Source organism: Dietzia sp. oral taxon 368 (assembly GCF_002999155.1).
Lineage (GTDB): Bacteria > Actinomycetota > Actinomycetes > Mycobacteriales > Mycobacteriaceae > Dietzia > Dietzia cinnamea.
In genome coordinates this window covers 2,963,692-2,983,087 of sequence record NZ_CP027238.1, presented here as the reverse complement: position 1 = coordinate 2,983,087, position 19,396 = coordinate 2,963,692, and the positions used below count along the sequence as shown (strand labels likewise).

The following is a 19,396-nucleotide window of genomic DNA, read 5'->3' as shown; positions in this document are numbered from 1 at the left end:
TCTAGCTTTCCGTAACGGGTGCAGTAGCGGTTGATGCGGCGCGTGTGCGGCCGCGGGTCGCTGGGGCGGGTCGCCAGTTGGCGAGGTCGTCGACGGCAACGCCCACGTTGTCGGCGAGGGGGGCCAGTTGGCCGTCAAGGTAGTCGGCCCAGTCCAGTCCGAGGGTGGCGTCCATACCGGAGTGCCACTGCCTGATCCAGGGCATGACCTCGGCCAGTCCAGCTACGAGCGGGACGAGTCGCTCGGTTGGGGTGTCGTCTTTGCGGTCGTCGTACAGCGACAGCAGCGCGATGCCTTGCTCTGCGTGGTCCCAGCCTGCCCACCCGAGCATCGGGGTGGGATCATCGGGCCCGGAGGCGTCGGGGTAGGAGATGAACCGTTCCTTGGGCACGTCGAGTTTGCCGCGCGCCTGCCAGTAGGACGACTTCCGGAAATCGGCCGAGGTGTACTTCGGCGGAACCGGCACGTCGGCAGTGGTGATCTCGCCACGGTCCTCAGCCCGCTGGGCGTCCCAGGTCTGCTGCCACGCAGCGAATTTACGCAGCCCGGAGTCTTTCAACCGCATTGCAGCCAGATGGGGTACCGCCTCGTCCTTCAATAGTTCGAGAAGGTTGGCCAACACCCCGGCTTGGCGTGTGGTCGACCACAGCTCCAACGCCCCGGCCACGCCGTCCAGCAGTGGATCGGTGTCTACTCGTGCGGCGAGTTGGCGTGCCGATTGCGGCTGCGGATAACCGTTGCCGGCCTTCCACAACTGCGGATTCTCGAGCCGGTCCAGAATCCACGACGCCAGCGCCTGCCGAACCCGGTCCTGCCACGGGGTGGAGGACCAGCGACGCTTGTATTCGGGCCGTTCCAATAATTCCAGCGACCGGTCCTGAGCGATCAAACCAAGCCGACGCTCCACAACCGTTCGGTACTCCTCGGGCAGATGCTCAGGGATCTCGGTGACCGGGGTGGATCGATGCCGCTCAAACCACGCCGTCTCCGCCTCACCGGCAGCCACTTTGCGGGCGAGAGCGATCTCAAATGCGCGTTCACCCAGCGCAATACCCGGAACTTCGCCTACTGGCAGCGACTCATCGGCCTCGGTGAACCCGTACAGGTGGTACACTTGCCAATCGAGCTCTTCTTGCTCGGCAACCATCAGCGACCGGATCCGCTCCCACTCGGCCTCACCCCGAGCAAACAATTCCGCCGACGGCAGTTCGCGCTCCAACAACGCCGCCGGATCAACCGCCGCCAGTTCAAGCGCAAGACCATCAATCCGCCGCGCACGCTCCATAGCAGACCCCGCAGGCAACGGAAAATCCTTCAACGTCGTCCCAGTAAACTCGTAGAAATTTTCCCAGGGTACGAGCGTGGTCCGCGCGCCTTTGTTGTCCACCGTGCTGCCCTTGTTGTGGCTGTTCTGCTTGAGCCAGAAGCACGCCGTCGACGAGTTCAGTACACCGAGCAACTCGAGATGCTCGTCCTCGCCAGCGCCCTCCGGCAACTTAATCACCGGCGCGGAGCGATTAAACACCTTCCCGCCCCGATCCAACACAAAATGGTTATGCGTAGCAACAAAAGCAAACGCTATAGAGTTCGGAATTGCGAATCTCTTCTCGAAGAACATCGAGTACTCATACCACTTCATGCCGCGCTCGATCTGCGTACGCCCGTATGCGGTCCGTTCCGATAGGGACCTGCGATACCGCCACAGAGAGCTCAGCAAGGACTCGTTCGCAGACGCCTTAAGATTACTATCGCTATAAGGCCAAATCGCTAGGTCCGACTGCGGCTCCAACCAATCACGGAGATCCGTGCCGACCACGAACGGACGCGAATATTCTTGCGCGGCGATCTGACGAATCCGCGCGGCCCCAACGAAGTACACTTCATCTTCGCGCGTTACCGCTCCGAATCCAATTTCCTGCACTCTATTAGAGAGCAGAATGTGGGCTTTGGTATCGATTTTTTGCGAAAGTGCTGGGGCCGCTCCGCCTTGGAGCGACCATGGATGTCTGGCCAACACATTTCGGCGCAGGCCCTCGACACTTATCCACTGGTCTTCGTAACCCGGCGTGTCGATGTGTTCAACGATGCTTCGCCATACGAGACCCTGCGCGGCGTCGTCAGGTGCGCCTGGTTCGCCTTGAATTCCGAGAACGGCCCGCACGGCATCTGCCTGCGGTGGCCGGTTCCGCGACACCAGCGTGACCGTGGGCGTGCCGTGACCAGGTATGTAGGCGCCGGAGGTGTCGATCACCTCGAGAAGGTCCTTCCGCGGCAAGAACTCTTCGATGAGAGGGACGCCGAATTCGCGCGCCATGAACGAATTGGATGTGATTTGCCCGATCCATCCCGCACGCGACTTGTCCATCGTTCCGGATTTGGCGAGGGCGTGGAACTGCTCCATGAACGGCACTGTGAGTGCGTAGGTGCCCTTACAGTAGCTGTACAACTCGCGGTAGCGCTGGTTAAGCGCCTTGTCCTTGACCGTGATGTATGGAGGATTGCCCACCACCACGTCGTACTGATCCCGCGCCAAAACTCGCCGCAGCGCCTCAACGTCCTCCGTTGTCAGCTGTGCCCCGCTGGCCACCGCGTCCGGGTCGAAGGAGATGCCGTACTCAAGACCGGACTGGCCAGCCGAGTCCTCGCTCCACAGCAACGAATCTCCCGCGTACACATTCAGCGGCAACTGGGGTGCATCCAACAGGCTCGACATGCCCATCGTCTGGAGCGCCGCCACCACCAACCGGAACCTGGCTATGGCCACAGCGAACGGGTTGATGTCCACCCCGTGAATCGACTCCAGCGCCAGCCGGACATGCTCCGCCGAATCCAGTCCCGGCTCGTTCTGTCGCCAGTAATCCAGCAGCCGGCCGAACGCCCCGAGCAGGAAGTGGCCCGAACCGCACGTCGGGTCAATGACCTTAAAATCCACCGGAGCAGTGCGCCCATCCTCCTCAGCCCGGGGACGGCGAGGACGACGCTCCACCAACGCCGGCGTCAACGTCCGATCGAGAATAAACTCCTCCACGAACTCCGGCGTCTGCAGCAACGCGTACTTCTTCTTGGCGTACTCAGACAAATCCTGATACATATCGCCAAGAAATCGCGTATCGAGCTGCGGATCGTGCAACGCCCACGCGGTCGCATTCTCCGCGTCAGCCTGGCGCCAGAATTCCACCAACCGCTGCGCGGCCTGATCACTCGGCTCAGCAATGTGGATCGCCGCATGCTCACCCACTAGTGACGCAGCAGCAGGAGAACGCTCAAGCTGCGCAAACGCATACCTCAGATACCCGCGGAACCCCTGATCAAGGTTCTGCGTGAAAAACCGCTCCTGTTCATCCACCGCCCGGGCCCGCCCATCAGCATCGGCGCCGCTGATCCACCGCTTATGTCGCCCCAGCAGGTCGTTGTCCTCACAGAATCGCACAAACACGCTGGTGAGAACCCACCCCACCGCAGCCTGCGTGAGCTGATCCTCCACCCAATCTGTCCATGTAGCACCAGTGCGCTGTGCCTCCACCAACCCGGCATGCCGCGCCCTCCACACAGCCGCCTGGTCGGCGTCGTCCTCCAATCGCTCGCGCATGTCCTCGACCAAGTCACGCACCACCGGCTGCAACGCCTGCGTCAACGTCTGATCCTGGGCCTTCCGCCCACCCCGCGCACGACCAGCCATGTGGCACATCCTTTCCTTGAGGGCGGCTCCGGAAACCGGGCCATCCGAACGATCTTGAGAAGTGATAAACGGCTAGACGCTGACGAGCTGCGAATCACTGGTGATCGGCAACTGTCGCCCCTCCACCTGATCCGGCTGCCCCGGGGCATCCGTGGGGCGGCTGGTAATCAGCACCACCGGCCGCTGGGGTGGGGCGGAAAGGTTGGTCCACCGTGAGAGCTGATCGAGTTGCGAATACCCCGCCAGCAGCGATGCCTCCGTGAGGACCACCACGGGGTCGGGCAACGCATCCACCTCGTCAAGGACCGACCGAACATGGGTTTCCATCACCGGCCGCAGCTGGTCCGGGCCGAGTTGCAGGACCTCATCGCGTTTGCTTTCCTGCCCGCTCGCGATGAGCGCTTCATCGAGCCTGCCCAGCACCTTGTCGGACAGGTCCACCACCTGACCTCCGACGTGCATGGCGAGCTGGTCTGCGATCTCGTCACTGTGCCCGTATGGCACCGACACGGAGACGAAACCTGCTCCGGAGAGCGCCCTGCTCAGCTGCTCCATCACGGGATCCTCGCCGGCGCCGACCCGTGTCCGGTGCGAGGACGGGGTTCGGGTAAGTACTGCGCTCAGACCAGCCGGCGTGTCCGAGAAGTACCGGAAGACTCGGCGTGCCGAGTCGTACGCCATGCCCGGCATTGCCTCCGACAGCACCGCTTCCACATCGTCGCGCCGAGGTGCGCGACTGGCAAGCTGCGGGAACCTGGCCCGGATCGAGTCGGAGAGGAGCTCAAGAGAGAACTCCCGTGCAGCCTGGGGCAGCGTCAGGCTGATGAGGTCTCGTACTTCAATGTGGGTCGAGTAGAGTTCCCCGGCCGTGTTGATCGACATATCCGGGTCACCAGCGACGGCGAGTTCCCGAAGCGTCTCGATCCCAACTCGTTCCCGGGAAACCGCGAGTTTGCTCAGCACGCTTGTGGCGACTGAACCCAGTTCCTGATCGACCAGCTCGGGGGAGACCACTTGGACCCCTGGCTCCTGCAGCAGGTCTCGCGCGGCCTGGTGCACCTCGGAGGCGAGCGGTTTGGCCCATTCCGGGTGCAGCGTCATGCCGATGACGTGACCTATCCGGCCGCGCCGGATCAGCTCGACTCCCGAGCCGGCCCCATCGGCGGCGCGGTGCAGACCGAGATCGAACATGCGCAAGATGCCCAGCCGAAGTCGCTCGAAATCCTCGCGACTACGGCTGGGGTCGGAGCCCAGGAGCTGTTCCAGAGCGGCCGCGAGCTGACGGATACTGGCGACCCCTCCCCGCCGAACAATCTCGCTGTGGATGGCTCCGCGAATCGCTTCGAATGAGTCCCGGAGAAGGGGAGAGGACGTCCACAAGGCCGGGAACTTGCCGGTGACCTGCGGAATCCGGCCCTGCGACACATGCAATGTCTCCGCGAACGCCGACATCGCCTGGAAGGGATCTGCTGGTGAGCCATCTGCGAGTCCGAGGATCGCTCGGACCAGCTTGTAGTCGGTTTTGCGGGAGCTCCCCGATTGCGCCAGCAACTCCTCGGCAAGCTGCCCCATCCCCGGGAGCGCGACAGTCGTGGCGGTCAGTGTGTCGCCCCTTCGCGCAGTGACGTCCCTGCCGATCACCGTCGTATTAGTAGCTTCTGTAGTGGGAGAGGCATGACGGGGGGAACGCTCTTGATCGCCGCCGTACAGGGAAGTCGCCGTAGCGAGCGCGTCACGGAACTCCTCTGCGGAGCCGTAGCGGCTGCGCACGTCGCCGTCGAGGAGCCGGTGGAAGATCGCCGTCATGGCGTCCACGACCTCGTCGCTCCACTCGGCGGGGAAGGTGTCCTGGTCGATGGCCACCCGGCCGTCCGTCAGGGACGGGTCCGTGAGTCCGTCCCCATACGTCGGGGTACTACCCGTGGCCATCTCGAAGAGCACCACTCCCGCGGCGTACCGCTCGGCCGCCGAGTCCGCGGTGCGACGCCCGTGACGGCCAAGGAACGGATCTCTGTACGCGCCCGTCCCCACCTCGGTGTGGTGCAGGGACTCGCGGGAGGCGGAGAAGTCGAACAACGCCAGGTGCGCGTTCTTGCCCGGCCGTCGTATTCCGAGGTTGGAGGGCTTGATGTCCCGGTGGGCCACGCCCGCCGCCTCCAGGGCCACGAGCATGTCCGCCAGATTGGCGGCGAACTTCCAGAACCTGCTCTGGGCGACCGGACCCAACTGGAGTGCGCCGGCCAGGGTGACTGTGCCGCAGCTGGACAGCACCAGGCAGGTACGGTTGTTGTGGACCACCACGGGGTCTGCCAATAGCGACACGAACAGCTTCGAGTACTTGGCTGGCAGTCCCTTGGCCAGCGAGCGCAGTACCTCCGCTTCCCCACGCAGACGAGCGGCTGCCTGGTCGTCACGCCCCACCTTGAGCACCTTCGGGGGACCGTCCGGGTCGTCCGTGTCCTCGACCAGGATTCCCAGTGCCGTCGAGCCGGAGCCGAGGACCTGCTTCACCACAAACCGGTCGGCGATCTTGCCGTCGATCATCGGAGCCGCAGCATCCATCTGTGGGCTCGATGCGCGGGTGTCGTCCTGGCCCGCTGCCGAGTCCCACTTCTCGACGAACACGCGCACCGGAGTGTCTCCGGGCGTCGCGCTGGTGGGCAGGAAATTCTTGATTCGATCAGAGACCACGGGCGCGGTGGCCGTCTTGACCAAATCTCGGAGGAGTTGGTCGAATTCGTTGGTCACCGCGGTTACGTCCAGACCCCGGTCGCGCTCGAGGCGATCGAGCAGGTCGGATCGGTCTGAGGCCGGCTCCGCGCCGGTGAGGACGTAGTACGCCACCGCGCCCAGCGAGAACAAGTCAGCAGCGAGCCGGTCTGGCGTGTGCATCCCCGAGGCCTCGGGTGCCTGAAACACCGCTGTTGCGTCGTCGACGCTGACGCTGGTCACAGCCGACCCCGTGGCCCCCAGGACCGTGCCGGACGCTTCCGTCGTTCCGGCCCGTGACCAGCCGTCGACCTTGACCTCGATCCGCCCGGGGCGGTCCACCGGAAGGGAGGACACACGCTCCACGTTAAGCAGGACTGTGGCGGGGTCCAGCCCGCGGTGAACCACCTGATGCTGGTGGGCGTAGAGCACGGCGCTGGCCACCTGGTGGACGATCTCGGCCCGCTCGGCAGCAGACAGTCGGGCACCCGGCAGAGCGACGTCCAGCGGCTGGTATTCCGGTAGCGCCGGGTAGACGACGACTTCCTCGGAAGTACCCCGGAGGGTCTCCATGCTCCGCGGGGAGACGATGTGCTGATGGTTCAGCCCTGCGAGCAACTCGTACTCGCGGCGCAGGTTCTTGCGCATGCTCAGCCGCTGGCCCTCGTGAGCCACCGAATCCAGGTTGAGCACTCGTGCCCGGATCGCGTCGCCTGTCTCCTTGTGTTCGCCGTCCCACTCGTGGAACCGGGGATCGGGAGAGTCCAACCGGTCGTGCAGGAGGAAGGAACCGGCGTACTGATCGCGTACCGCGATTCCAGCGATCGACTGCATGGCCACCGCGATGACCAGTTCCTGCAGCTCGTTGATGCGGCTGCCGCCAGAGGGTTCCTGGATCCGCTCACTGATCGGGGGCAGGCCGGTGTCGAGGGTCTCGAAGGGAAAATCGGCGGGGTCCACGCCGAAGATGTTGTGCGCCTTACCGGGGGGCAACGAGGATCGGATGGCCGGGTTGTGGAGGAACACCGCTTCCTGGATCCACGGGATCCTGCCGAACTTCGCCGCCGCCCCGCGGACCATTCGTGTGTTCTCCGGGTCCCGGGCGATCTTGGAGATCTCCTCCTCGAGCCGAGACTTGAAGCGCTGGGCCTTGCGACGGGTGGCGACCATGGGGGAGCGCATGCGATCCACCCGGCCGCGACGTTCGGTCACCCACAGGTGCTCATCCCCGCCGAGCCGGCCATGGTAGGACTTCAGCTCCAGCAGATGGATCCGGGATTGGCCCACCACGAGGGCGTCCACCTCGTGCCATTGCCCGTGAGAGTCCTGGAACTCGAAGTTGGCCCACACACGGTACGGGGACGAGTCGGGGACCGCGCCCGCCAGCAGTGCCAGCCCCTGCTTTTCATGGTCAAAAGCCGACCGGGAGACCTCGGTCCAACGCTTGCTGTCCTGCCGCACCGTTGACCGACCTCCTGATAGTGCCTGTGACTAAAGAAACCCTAGTGCACTACACCGACAGGCACGCTTCAAGACGCGCAACCCGTTCACATCAGTCCAACAAGGCGCACTCGGGAGCGGGTCATCATCCTGCCGGACGGCACGGAGGACTTGTGGAGCCAGGAGTACATGGAGATCGTCGAACTCGCGTAACCGAGCGCAGCGAGGGCACGCGACGTTCGCGCATGCGACCGTCGAACTCGCGTAACCGAGCGCAGCGAGGGCGCGCGACGTTCGCGCATGTGACCGTCGAACTAGCGTAACTGCGCGCTGCCAGGGCATCCCGACTACGGTGAAAGGTGTCGTCGGTGCACGACATGTCCAGCGCCGTCGACGAACTTGTCGAAGGAGGAGCGCTCATGGATACAGGACCAGTCGTCGTCGGGGTGGACGGTGGCCCAGATTCGCGTCGGGCCCTGACCTGGGCGGCGAACCATGCACGCACTGTCGAGGCGCCGTTGGTCGCCTTGACGGTGTTCGACGTCCCGCCCGTGTACGGCCCGTACGCGATGTCGGGCTGGGAGTCGGCCACGGAACTCGAGGCGCAAGCGAGGCAGGTACTGGCCGACACGGTGCGCGAGACCCTCGGTCCGGATGCGGTGGTGCAGCAGACGGTGATGCGTGGCCACCCGGCGGAGGCGATAGTCGCGGCGTCTCGGGATGCCCGGCTCGTAGTCGTGGGATCACGGGGGCGCGGGGGCTTCGCCGGGATGTTGCTCGGGTCGGTGAGCCAGCACGTCGTCCCGCACTCCCATTGTCCGGTGGTGGTTCTGCCGCGACAGGAGAAAACCTGACCCGGGGTACCCGATGCACGCCCGCCGAGACGCCGGCTACATAGGGCACCCTAAGCAGGCGTTATGTCCTTCCGACCTGAGAGAATCGCCGTATGGACATCGTCTTCAACATCGTGCTCATCCTGCACTTCATCGGCCTGGCGGGCATCATCGGCGGCTGGCTGGCGACCATCAAGGCGCCCCACGTCAACAAGGCGATCCTGCACGGCGCCATCCTGCAGGTGGTCACCGGCCTGCTGCTGGTCGGCCTGCGGGAGATGGACGACGTGGACGTCAACCACATGAAGATCGGCATCAAACTGGTCATCGCGCTCGTCATCCTGGTGGTGGCCATCCTCGGCGTCCGCAAGGAGGCCCGCGCGCAGGGCACCACCGCGACGCTGGCCCATGTGGCCGGTGCGCTCGGCATCGTCAACGTCGCGATCGCCGTCTTCGTCTGACGCACCCCGCACCATGCGCCGCCCCTCGACCTCGAGTCGGGGGGCGGTTCGCTTCTGCTCACTCCATGACGGCCGCGAGGTAGGCCCGGACGAGACGGGCCCCGACGTCGGCGGGGAGGCGCTCGATCGCCGCCATGAGCGGAGCCATGCCGCCGCCCGTTCCGTCCTCAGGCGCGTCCGCGAGGACTCCCGAGACCATGGCGTGGACGTCGTCCTCGGGCAGCGCGAGCAGATCGCCGGGGGAGAGGGCGCCGGAATCCAGTGCGGCGAGGACGTCGCCGAACGCGGCCGGCGGCGTCGGCGCGCCCCGACCGCGCACCTCGTCGGCCGCCTCGCGCGCCACCCGGAGGATGTCGTCGACCAGCCGTTCGGTCACCGGGGTAACGATGAGGTGGGACGACGACAACAAGAGGCCCCGCTCCTGGCGGTGGGCCGGCTGCGCCTGGACGGAGATGCCCCTCCGGCCACAGGCGTCGGCCCAGAGGTGGGGGTGGACGCGTCGGCCATCATCGACGGTGTCGTCGGTGGCGACTGCGAGCAGTGGTCCGGGGTCCCGGTCGAGAACCCGCAGCCCCTCGATGGCGGACAATCCCTCGACCAGTCGATCGGTGGCGCGGGCGGTGCGGGCGACGAGTTCCCGCTGCCCGTCGTCGCCCAGGGCTTCGAGGACCGTCCACGCCGCCGCGGCGGGTTCGAGGGGCTTAGACCCGGCGAGCGTGGGGTTGACCACGGGGTAGCCCGGCCAGTCCACGGTGGCGAACCACGCGGCGCGGTGGCGTTCCCGGCCGCGGCTGAGCAGAACCGAGGTGCCCTTGGGAGCGAAGCCGTACTTGTGCAGGTCCGCCGAGATGCTCGTGACGCGCGGCACGCGCAGGTCCCACCGCGTCGCCACCTGCGACCCGCCCGGTTCGGCCCGCGCGGCCTGGGGCCAGAACGGCAGCACCAGCCCGCCGAGGCAGGCGTCGACGTGCAGCCCGATCCGCGGGTCGTGGCGTGCCTCGAGCCCTGCAGCGACCTCGGCCACAGGGTCTATCACCCCGTTCGGGTACGCCGGGGCCGAGCACACGACGAGCACCGTCCGGTCATCGACCGCCGCGAGGAGCTCGTTGGCGGACACCCTGCCCGTCGCCGGGTCCACCTCGACGCCGACGAACCGCAGACCCAGCAGGTGCGCGGCTTTGCGGAACGCGGCGTGCACGGTGACCGGGGCGACGACCGTCCCGCCGCCGCCGGGCTCCCGGCCGGACATCTCCCGGGCGGCCAGGCAGGCGAGCATGCAGCTCTCGGTCCCGCCGGAAGTGACGCTGCCGTAGACCGTCTCTGACGTGCCGCCGAGGATCGCCCGGACACGGTCGACGATCCCCCCGTGGATCGCGGCGACCGAGGCGAACACCGTGGGGTCGAGACCGTTGACCCCGTGCGCCAACCGGGCGGCGCGGGTCGCCAACTCGTCGAGTTCCTCCAGTCCCGAGTCGTACACGTACGACAGGACCCGGCCGCCGGTCGTCGGCGGATCCAGCGCCCGGAGCGCGGCCAACCGTGCCAGGGCGTGCTCTCCGCGGTCGGCGATCTCGACGGCCAGGGGATCGGGGGTCATGTGCGCTCCGTCCATCGGGGATAGGACCTGCCAAGGGTCCGGATCAGCGGCAGGCTCATCGCCGCGAGGACCGCGGGGACCACCGAGAACGCCAGGATGATCGCCCAGTTCGCCGACCCCGGCTGATCGGCCACCCCGCCGGAGCGGAACCCACCGACCGCCAACAGGGCGAGGACGACCACCGGACCCAACGCCATCGCGCCCGTCTCGGAGGCCGTCCACAGGCCGCTCATGGCGCCACTTCGTCGTCGTCCCCCCAATGTGCGATCCAGGTCGGTGCAATCCGGCAGCATCGACATCGGAAGCGCCTGCATGCCCGCGTACGCGACGCCCGCCAACGCCACCGGCACGTGCACCCACCCACCGGGCGCGAAACCGGCAGGGACGAGCAGGAGTGTGGCCACCGTGAACACGACCGTCGCCGCGGCGAGCGCCGGCACCTTGCCCCACGCGTGTGCGAGCCGCGCCCACAGCGGCATCACCAGCAACGCCGGCCCCACCAGGGCCAGGAACAGGCCGGTCAGCGCGGTCTCGTCGCCCAGCACGTACGTCGCCACGTACTGACCGCCAGCGAGCATCACCGCAGTGGCCACCGCCTGCAGGCAGAACACCACCACGAGCAGCCGGAACGGCCGCGTGGTCCTCTGCGCGTCGAGGCCGTCGCGGTACTCGTGGGCGAGGCCACCCGCGGGCGCGTCGGCGCGCATGATCGTGCGGCGGCCGGCCACGAACGTCGACCACAGCATCCCCACCAGCATCACCGCGGCGACGCCCGCTGACATCACCACGTACCCGGTCGCCCCGCCACCGGCCGCGTCCCGCAGCGCCGGGCCGCCACCGCCGGTGAGCAGTATCGCCGCGGCGAGCACCGCCACCCGCCACGCCAACACCGTCACGCGGGCGGCGGCGTCCTCGGTGAGCTCGGCCGGCAGCGCGAGGTATGGCACCTGGAAACACGAGTACGCGAGCGAGGCCAGCAGGAAGAAGCCCATCACCCACACGCCCGCCGCGCCCGTGCTCCAGCCCGTCGGCGCGGGGAACGTCGCCACGAAGAGCACCGGAAGCGCCAGCGCGCCGGACAGCATCAGCCCCGTGCGGTAGCCGGTGCGGTGCGACGCGCGGTCGGAGATCGCGCCGATCAGCGGGTAGGCGAGCACGTCGACCACCTTCGGCACCAGCACGAGTACCGTCGCCACCGCCGCGGCGACCCCGATCGAGTCCGTGAGGTAGTACGCCAACACCAGGCCGGGCAGCGTGCCGAACGCGCCCGTACCCAGGCTGCCCGCTGCGTACGAGGCCAGGACCGGGGCCGTGGTGGCGCGGTCGCGCTCCGCCCGGCCCAGTGCGTCGTGGGCGGCGGCCGCGTCAGCCGCGTCGTGCGCGCCGGCCGCGTCGTGCGCGCCGGCCGCGCCGTGGGCGTCGGCCGCGTCGTGCGCGCCGGTGGTGGTCATGGACCGACTCTAGGACGCGCCGGCCCGATCCCGCCGTTGAAAAGAGCGTTCCGCACACGCGCCTCTCGGCAGACGTGTGCGGAACTGACTTCTCGACGCTGGCAGCGCAGCCCTAGAGCGAAGGACCGTCACTTCGGTACGTTCTGCGGTCGGGTCTCCTGGGGAAATGCTGACCTAAGTGACGGCTGACGGGCGACAGCGCGAGCCGCTCGCCGGTATGCGGACGGTTGGCCCTCAGCCGCGCCAGTCGAAGACGTCCGGGTCCGGGCCGGAGCGCGTGCCGTTGTGCAGCGCCGATACCGAGGCCATCTGCTCGTCGGTCAGCTCGAAGTCGAACAGCTCGAGGTTCTCCTGCATCCGCGCGGGGCTGGAGGACTTGGGGAACACGATGTCCCCGCGCTGCAGCACCCAGCGAAGCACCACCTGAGAGACAGTGCGCCCGACCTGCTCGGCCAGCGCCGTGAGCTGCGGGTCGCCGAAGACCGTCCCCTGGGCGAGCGGGCTCCACGCCTCGACCGCGATCCCGCGCTCGACGCAGGCGGCGCGGAGCTCGTCGTTGACGAAGTACGGGTTCGACTCGATCTGGTTGACCGTCGGGGTGCTCAGGCCGGCCTCGGCGAGGCGCGCGAGGTTCGCCTCCGTGAAGTTGGAGACGCCGATCGAGTCGACTGGCAGGTCGGAGCGGATCTCCTCCATGGCCTCCCAGACCCGCGCGACATCGTTGTGCATGGCCAGCGGCCAGTGGACGAGGTACAGGTCGATCCGGCCGCCGAGCGCCTCGAGCGACCGCTCGGTGGCCTCACGGGCGGCCGTGCGCTCGTGGAAGGTGTTGTTGAGCTTGGTCGTGATCCAGAACTCCTCGCGCGGTATCCCGGAGGCGGCCACCGCCCGGCCCACGCCCTCCTCGTTGCCGTACATCTGCGCGGTGTCGAGGTGCCGGTACCCGACCTCGATGGCGTCGGTGACCACCTTCTCGGTGTCCGCGGGCGGGACCTGGAACGTACCGAAGCCGAGCTGGGGGAGGGACCGCCCGTCGGCGAGGGCGATCGTGGGGATGGTCGTCTGGGGTGTGCTCATGCGCTACAACGTACGCCGCGACGGCCCGGGTCAGCGCTGACCGGTCCGCAAGGACGCCTCCACCAGGTCCAGCATCTCGCTGACGTGCGCCGTACCGCGGCCGGTGGCCAGGTGCGTGATCAGCCCGTCGAGGATGATGTCGAGGTACACGCGCAACACGTCCGCCGGGATGTCCGTGCGCATCCGGCCCGAGGCCTTCTGCTCCCGCAGCCGAGCGACGATCGCCGCGTCGACCTCCGCCTGACGGTCCGTCCACCGTTCCCGGAAGTCCGGGTCCGTACGGATCCGGCGGGCGATCTCCAGCCGGGTGCCCAGCCACGAGAACTCCAGCGGGTCGGCGAGGATCTCCCGCATCACCTGGACCAGCCCCTGCTCGGCCACGGTGGCGGCCATCGCCGCGGCGTCGTCGTGGGCCAGGGCGAGGAAGAGGGCGTCCTTGTCGTCGAAGTGGTGGAAGATGGCGCCGCGGCTCATGCCGGTGGCCTCCTCCAGCCGGCGCACGGTGGCTCCCTCGAACCCGTACTCGGCAAAGCACTCACGGGCTCCGGACAGGATCTGCCGGCGTCGGGCGTCCATGTGGTCCTGGCTGACCCTGGGCATCTCACAACCTTTCTCGCGGATACACCGCGGCGGTGCGCAGTTCCCCGCCCGATTCAGGGGGTACCGCGCACCGCCGACGATGTGAGAGGGGATCAGCCCTTGATCATGTTGCGCAGCACGTACTGCAGGATGCCGCCGTTGCGGTAGTAGTCCGCCTCACCGGGGGTGTCGATACGCACGGTGGCATCGAACTCCACGGTGGAGCCGTCCTCCTTGGTCGCGGTGACCTTCACCGTCTTGGGCGTGGTGCCGTTGTTCAGCTCCTCGATGCCCGCGATGTCGAAGGTCTCCGTGCCGTCCAGGCCGAGGGTCTCGTGGGACTCGCCCTCGGGGAACTGCAGCGGGATGACGCCCATGCCGATGAGGTTCGAGCGGTGGATGCGCTCGAAGGACTCGGTGATCACGGCGCGGACGCCGAGCAGGCGGGTGCCCTTGGCGGCCCAGTCACGCGAGGAGCCGGTGCCGTACTCCTTACCACCCAGCACGACGAGCGGGATGTCCTGCTCGGCGTAGTTCTGGGCGGCGTCGTAGATGAACGCCTGCGGCGCGCCCTCCTGGGTGAAGTCGCGGGTGTAGCCGCCCGTCACTCCGTCCAGCAGCTGGTTCTGCAGACGGATGTTGGCGAACGTGCCGCGGATCATGACCTCGTGGTTGCCGCGGCGGGAGCCGAAGGAGTTGTAGTCCTTACGCTCCACACCGTTGGCGTCCAGGTACTGCGCCGCCGGGGTGCCCGGCTTGATGGTCGAGGCCGGCGAGATGTGGTCGGTGGTGACCGAGTCGCCGAGCTTGGCCAGGACGCGGGCGCCCTTGATGTCCTTGACGGGCTCCGGCTCCATCTCCATGCCGTCGAAGTACGGGGCCTTGCGGACGTAGGTCGACTTCTCATCCCACTCGAAGGTCTTGCCGTCGGGGGTGTTGAGGCCGCGCCAGCGCTCGTCACCGGCGAACACGTCGGCGTACTTCGACTTGTACTCGTTGGAGGAGATGGAGGCCTTGATGGTCTCCTCGATCTCCTCGGAGGTGGGCCAGATGTCCTTGAGGTAGACGTCGTTGCCGTCGTGGTCCTTGCCCAGCGAGTCGCTGGAGAAGTCGAAGTCCATCGTGCCGGCGATCGCGTAAGCGATGACCAGCGGCGGGGACGCCAGGTAGTTCATCTTGACGTCCTGGTTGATCCGGCCCTCGAAGTTGCGGTTGCCGGACAGGACGGCGGTCGCGGTGAGGTCGTTCTCCTGGATCGCGTTGGAGATCTCCTCGGGCAGCGGGCCGGAGTTGCCGATACAGGTGGTGCAGCCGTAGCCCACGAGGTGGAAGCCGAGGGACTCGAGGTCGGGCCACAGGCCGGCGCGCTCGTAGTACTCGGTGACGACCTGCGAGCCCGGAGCCATCGAGGTCTTGACCCACGGCTTGGCGGTCAGGCCCTTCTCGTGGGCCTTACGGGCGAGCAGGCCCGCGCCGATCATGACCGACGGGTTCGACGTGTTGGTGCACGAGGTGATCGACGCGATCGAGACGATGCCGTGGTCGAGCACCATCTCCTTGCCCTCGACGGTGACCTCGACCGGCTTGGAGGGCCGGCCCTCGGCGCCGGCGGAGGCGTCGGCGCGGACCGAGCCCTCCTCGGCGTGGACGAGCGTGGCACCCTCGGCCGGGGCGTCACCGTACTGCGTGGAGCCCTTCTGGGTGTCCTCGAGCGTCGTCGCGTCGTCGCCCACGTAGTTGTGGATGTCCTTCCGGAACGCGCTCTTGGAATCGGACAGCTCGATGCGGTCCTGCGGGCGCTTGGGGCCGGCGATCGACGGGACGACCTCGCCCAGGTCCAGCTCGAGGTACTCCGAGAACGCGGGCTCGGGGGCCTCGGGGTCGAGCCACATGCCCTGCTCCTTGGCGTAGGCCTCGACCAGAGCGAGCTGCTCCTCGTCGCGGCCCGTGAGGCGCAGGTAGTCGATGGTCTCGCCGTCGATCGGGAACATGGCACAGGTGGAGCCGAACTCCGGGCTCATGTTGCCGATGGTGGCGCGGTTGGCCAGCGGCACGGCGGCGACGCCGGCGCCGTAGAACTCGACGAACTTGCCGACGACGCCGTGCTTGCGCAGCATCTCGGTGATCGTGAGGACGACGTCGGTGGCGGTCACGCCGGGCTTGATCGAGCCGGTGAGCTTGAAGCCCACGACGCGCGGGATGAGCATGGAGATCGGCTGGCCGAGCATGGCGGCCTCGGCCTCGATGCCGCCGACGCCCCAGCCGAGAACGCCGAGGCCGTTCTCCATGGTGGTGTGGGAGTCGGTGCCCACGCAGGTGTCGGGGTAGGCGACGCCGTCGCGGACCATCACCGTGCGGGCCAGGTACTCGATGTTGACCTGGTGCACGATGCCGGTGCCCGGGGGGACGACCTTGAAGTCGTCGAACGCGCCCTGGCCCCAGCGGAGGAACTGGTAGCGCTCTTCGTTGCGCTGGTACTCGATCTCGACGTTCTTGTCGAACGAGCTGTGGTCACCGAAGGACTCGATGATGACGGAGTGGTCGATGACCATCTCGGCGGGGGCCAGCGGGTTGACCTTGTCCGGGTCGCCGCCGAGCTTCTCGACGGCCTCGCGCATGGTGGCGAGGTCGACGATGCAGGGCACGCCGGTGAAGTCCTGCATGATCACGCGCGCCGGCGTGAACTGGATCTCCGTGTCGGGCTCGGCATTGGGATCCCAGTTCGCCAGGGCGTCGATGTGCGCCTTGGTGACGTTCTTACCGTCCTCGGTGCGCAGGAGGTTCTCGGTGAGGACCTTGAGGGAGTAAGGGAGCTTCTCCGCTCCCGGGACCGCCGACAGGCGGTAGATGTCGTAGGCCTCGTCGCCGACCTCAAGGGTCCCCTTGGCGCCGAAGCTGTCAATGCTTGCTGTCACGTCAGCTCCACTCGTGGTGTCTATGTCGATTCGTCATCCCTCCCGGAGCCGTCACCTCGTGTGTGTCGGGCGGCGACGCCGGGGTGGACACACGGTCCATTGTGGACCCTGCCATCCGTCTGCGGCCCCCAATTTACCAGTACGGACGTTCTGTATAAACCCGGCACGCCCGAACGTGGGAACGGCACTGCGGTTGTCGCGCCGTCGGCGCGTGGGTTCGGTGCGACGACGACGAGATGGCACCATATCGGGCGTGGACAACCCCGACGATGCCGTGATGACGCTCGCCCGCGAGGCCGGGCCGATCCCGTCGTTGGGCGAGGACGAGGTACCGCAATGGCTGGACTTCCCGGCGGTCGTGGCGGATCTCGCCGACGACGGGGTGTCGGCCCCGGAGCCCTTCGTCGAGGGTCTGCGGACCGTGGTCGAGGAGGCGGCGGATCGCGGGCTCGACCTCAAGGTGGTCTACACGGAGGCCCCCGCGGCGGTCTACACGGACGCGCGCGACGTGGCGACCTTCCTCAACGAGGAGTACGGGGGCACGATCCTCGTCCGCACACCCGCCTTCATCGGCAGCTCCAGCGACACGATCCCGAGGCACCAGCTCGAAGCCGGCCAGGACGCCGCCTGGGAGGAGTTCGACCCGGTCGCCTCCGCCGCGGTCTTCGCCCACAAGATCACGGCACCGACCCCGCCGTGGGGGGCCGTCACCGCGGTGACCCTCGTCCTCGCCTTGGTGGCGATGGTCGCGTTCGCCATCGTCCTGCGCCGCCGCGCCCACTGACACGCGTCTACTGACACGCCGCGGACACGCCGCGGACACAACTGTGCATTGAGTTACAGCAGTGTATTTTGCTGCCCGCTGTTTCACATGTGTTCGCTGTGACTTACGGTGCTTAAGGAACCATCGGTTCTCCCGAGGCGGTAACGAACTCCAGTGGCGCAGGGGAAGGCATCACCGGAGCACGCGCCGCCCCGGTCACGCGTCCCGTCGTGCGGGGCGCGCGGTCAGCCGCACCGGGTGCGGTCAGCGGAAGGTGAAACGTGGAGCCTGAGCATTCGTCCCGCCGTGCCCCGGTGGCTCGGCCACCGAAGAGCCCCTCGTGGGCGGCAGGTCGCGCGGCCCTGGCTGCGGCGCTCGTACTGGGGACGGCCTCCGGGTTGCTGCAGCCCCCGGCTGCGGGTGCGCAGGGGGTCTCCGCCGTCGCCCCGGGCGACATCTCGGGTCTCATCCGGGCCGTCGCCGACGCCACGGCGAGGATGGACGGCACCCGCGAGGCGATCGCGGTCAAGCGCGAGGGTGTGAACAAGACCCTCGTCGATCTCCAGATGGCCCGGATCGACCTCGATCGTGCGATCGCCGACGCCGATCGCACGTCCGCCGAGCGCGCGCAGGCCGACTCCGGCGTCGAGACCGCGCGCGGCACACTCGACGACTACTCGCGTCTGCTGCACCGGCAGGGCACAGCGCCCGGCGCCGCGTCGGCGATCCTCGACCCGGGCGGGCCCGGCGAAGTCGGCCTGCGCCAGGAGTATCTCCGTCGCGCGGCGGCCGACCAGCGTCTCGTGGTGGGGGAGATGGTCGCCGCGGCCGACGAGGCCGCTCGCCGGGAGGCCGAAGCGGTCGCCGCCCGAGACGCGGCACAGCAGGGGTACTCCGACGCCGCCGCCCGACGTGACGCCGCCGAGTCGGAGGTGTCCCGGGTCGCCGCCGAGGTCACCGAGCTGGAGACCCGGGTCGCCGACCTGACCCTCGAGCTCGAGGGCCACCGCGCCGCGCTCGCGGAGTCCGGAGCCACGCCGGCGGGACCCCCGTCCGACCCCGCCGCCGGGGCCGACGCGGAGACCGAGGCCCTGCGCGCGGAGGCTCTCCGGGTTCTCGCCGCCCGCCCGGAAGCCGGTGAGCAGGCCGCCGACATCGCCTCCGCCCTCCCGGCCCACCTCGACCTCGGCGCCGTGCGCCAGTTCGCCGGCGGGTCGTCGGATCAGGCCACCCGCGCACTCGGCGGAGCGGTCGGGGGCGCCATCGACGCCGGCAGCGTGGGTGCCGCCGTCGACGCGGGTATCCGCGGTGACACCGAGGCGATCGTGGAACAGGTCGCCGACGCGATCGGACGCGCCGACCTCGGTTCGATCGCCCAGGGGCCCGCCGCGCCGGGCACCGGCCACGGCGGAGATGCGGGCACGCCCTCGAGCAACGCACGAGTGGAGACCGTCATCAACCGCGCGCTCTCCCAGCTCGGCGTCCCGTACGCCTGGGGTGGGGGAGACGCGAACGGGCCCACGCGCGGCATCCGCGACGGTGGCGTCGCCGACAGCCACGGCGACTACAAGAAGATCGGCTTCGACTGCTCCGGGCTGATGATCTACGCATTCGCCGGGATCGGGAAGGCCCTGCCGCATTACACCGGTTACCAGTACACCGCCGGCCCCCAGTACCCGGTGGCCACCCGCCAACGCGGCGACATGTTGTTCTGGCCCGGTCACGTGGCGCTGTACCTCGGTGACGGCAGGATGGTGGAGGCCCCGCAGTCGGGTGACGTCGTGAAGATCTCGCCCGTCCGCATGGCCGGCATCTCACCCATGGTGGTCCGGCTGGTCTGAGCCGCGCAGCGGTACTGTCGTCCCCAGCCCGTTCGGACGGCCCGGGCGGGC

The 19,396-nt window shown here is 67.9% G+C and carries 11 protein-coding genes and 1 pseudogene; 4 read left to right on the top strand and 8 right to left on the bottom strand.

From position 1 onward, the window contains the following. Position 1: 1 nt before the first annotated feature. The 3 genes and pseudogenes from pglX to C3V38_RS18370 all read right to left on the bottom strand — a co-directional run. Complete coding sequence (gene pglX, locus C3V38_RS13945) at positions 2 to 3,634, bottom strand: BREX-2 system adenine-specific DNA-methyltransferase PglX (RefSeq protein ID WP_254426001.1); 3,633 nt, start codon at positions 3,632 to 3,634, stop codon at positions 2 to 4. Positions 3,635 to 3,751: 117 nt separating this feature from the next. Further along, positions 3,752 to 7,348, bottom strand: coding sequence for a protein kinase (locus tag C3V38_RS13940; RefSeq protein ID WP_254426000.1), 3,597 nt, complete (start codon positions 7,346 to 7,348; stop codon positions 3,752 to 3,754). Between the two features lie 156 nt (positions 7,349 to 7,504). Beyond that, positions 7,505 to 7,849 (bottom strand): annotated as a pseudogene (locus C3V38_RS18370) (NERD domain-containing protein); the annotation flags it as partial. Positions 7,850 to 8,247: 398 nt separating this feature from the next. Here C3V38_RS18370 and C3V38_RS13935 point away from each other — a divergent pair. Then, on the top strand, positions 8,248 to 8,682 hold the full coding sequence (locus C3V38_RS13935) for a universal stress protein (protein ID WP_106386506.1): 435 nt from the start codon (positions 8,248 to 8,250) through the stop codon (positions 8,680 to 8,682). A 92-nt stretch (positions 8,683 to 8,774) separates the two neighbouring features. Continuing rightward, entirely contained in the window at positions 8,775 to 9,122 is a 348-nt protein-coding gene (locus C3V38_RS13930; RefSeq protein ID WP_061229586.1) for a hypothetical protein, read from the top strand. A gap of 58 nt (positions 9,123 to 9,180) precedes the next feature. Here the strand turns inward: C3V38_RS13930 and C3V38_RS13925 are convergent, their stop codons facing one another. From C3V38_RS13925 to acnA, 5 genes are all read right to left on the bottom strand, one after another. Continuing rightward, positions 9,181 to 10,719 (bottom strand): pyridoxal-dependent decarboxylase, encoded by a 1,539-nt coding sequence (locus C3V38_RS13925; RefSeq protein WP_106386054.1) that lies wholly within the window; start codon positions 10,717 to 10,719, stop codon positions 9,181 to 9,183. Then, a complete protein-coding gene (locus C3V38_RS13920) occupies positions 10,716 to 12,170 on the bottom strand; it encodes an MFS transporter (protein WP_254425999.1) in 1,455 nt (484 codons plus the stop codon). The genes C3V38_RS13925 and C3V38_RS13920 overlap by 4 nt, the downstream gene beginning before the upstream one ends. 234 nt (positions 12,171 to 12,404) lie before the next feature. Further along, positions 12,405 to 13,247, bottom strand: a complete 843-nt coding sequence (locus C3V38_RS13915; protein WP_106386053.1) for an aldo/keto reductase — start codon at positions 13,245 to 13,247, stop codon at positions 12,405 to 12,407. A gap of 30 nt (positions 13,248 to 13,277) precedes the next feature. Then, positions 13,278 to 13,847, bottom strand: coding sequence for a TetR/AcrR family transcriptional regulator (locus tag C3V38_RS13910; RefSeq protein ID WP_106386052.1), 570 nt, complete (start codon positions 13,845 to 13,847; stop codon positions 13,278 to 13,280). A gap of 92 nt (positions 13,848 to 13,939) precedes the next feature. Next, positions 13,940 to 16,741, bottom strand: a complete 2,802-nt coding sequence (gene acnA, locus C3V38_RS13905) for an aconitate hydratase AcnA (RefSeq protein ID WP_061229591.1) — start codon at positions 16,739 to 16,741, stop codon at positions 13,940 to 13,942. 253 nt (positions 16,742 to 16,994) lie between these two features. Between acnA and C3V38_RS13900 the strand changes: the two genes are divergently transcribed. Continuing rightward, positions 16,995 to 17,525: a DUF6676 family protein gene (locus tag C3V38_RS13900; protein WP_106386051.1), complete on the top strand. Its 531-nt coding sequence runs from the start codon at positions 16,995 to 16,997 to the stop codon at positions 17,523 to 17,525. A 260-nt stretch (positions 17,526 to 17,785) separates the two neighbouring features. Further along, positions 17,786 to 19,345 (top strand): NlpC/P60 family protein, encoded by a 1,560-nt coding sequence (locus tag C3V38_RS18130; RefSeq protein ID WP_254425998.1) that lies wholly within the window; start codon positions 17,786 to 17,788, stop codon positions 19,343 to 19,345. Positions 19,346 to 19,396: the final 51 nt, after the last annotated feature.

What these genes read in the sequence shown, in the direction of transcription:
- C3V38_RS13920 (WP_254425999.1), bottom strand. Translation starts at nt 12,170, where the DNA reads ATGACCACCACCGGCGCGCACGACGCGGCCGACGCCCACGGCGCGGCC.
- C3V38_RS13935 (WP_106386506.1), top strand. Translation starts at nt 8,248, where the DNA reads ATGGATACAGGACCAGTCGTCGTCGGGGTGGACGGTGGCCCAGATTCG.
- C3V38_RS13915 (WP_106386053.1), bottom strand. Translation starts at nt 13,247, where the DNA reads ATGAGCACACCCCAGACGACCATCCCCACGATCGCCCTCGCCGACGGG.
- C3V38_RS13910 (WP_106386052.1), bottom strand. Translation starts at nt 13,847, where the DNA reads ATGCCCAGGGTCAGCCAGGACCACATGGACGCCCGACGCCGGCAGATC.
- C3V38_RS13925 (WP_106386054.1), bottom strand. Translation starts at nt 10,719, where the DNA reads ATGACCCCCGATCCCCTGGCCGTCGAGATCGCCGACCGCGGAGAGCAC.
- C3V38_RS13930 (WP_061229586.1), top strand. Translation starts at nt 8,775, where the DNA reads ATGGACATCGTCTTCAACATCGTGCTCATCCTGCACTTCATCGGCCTG.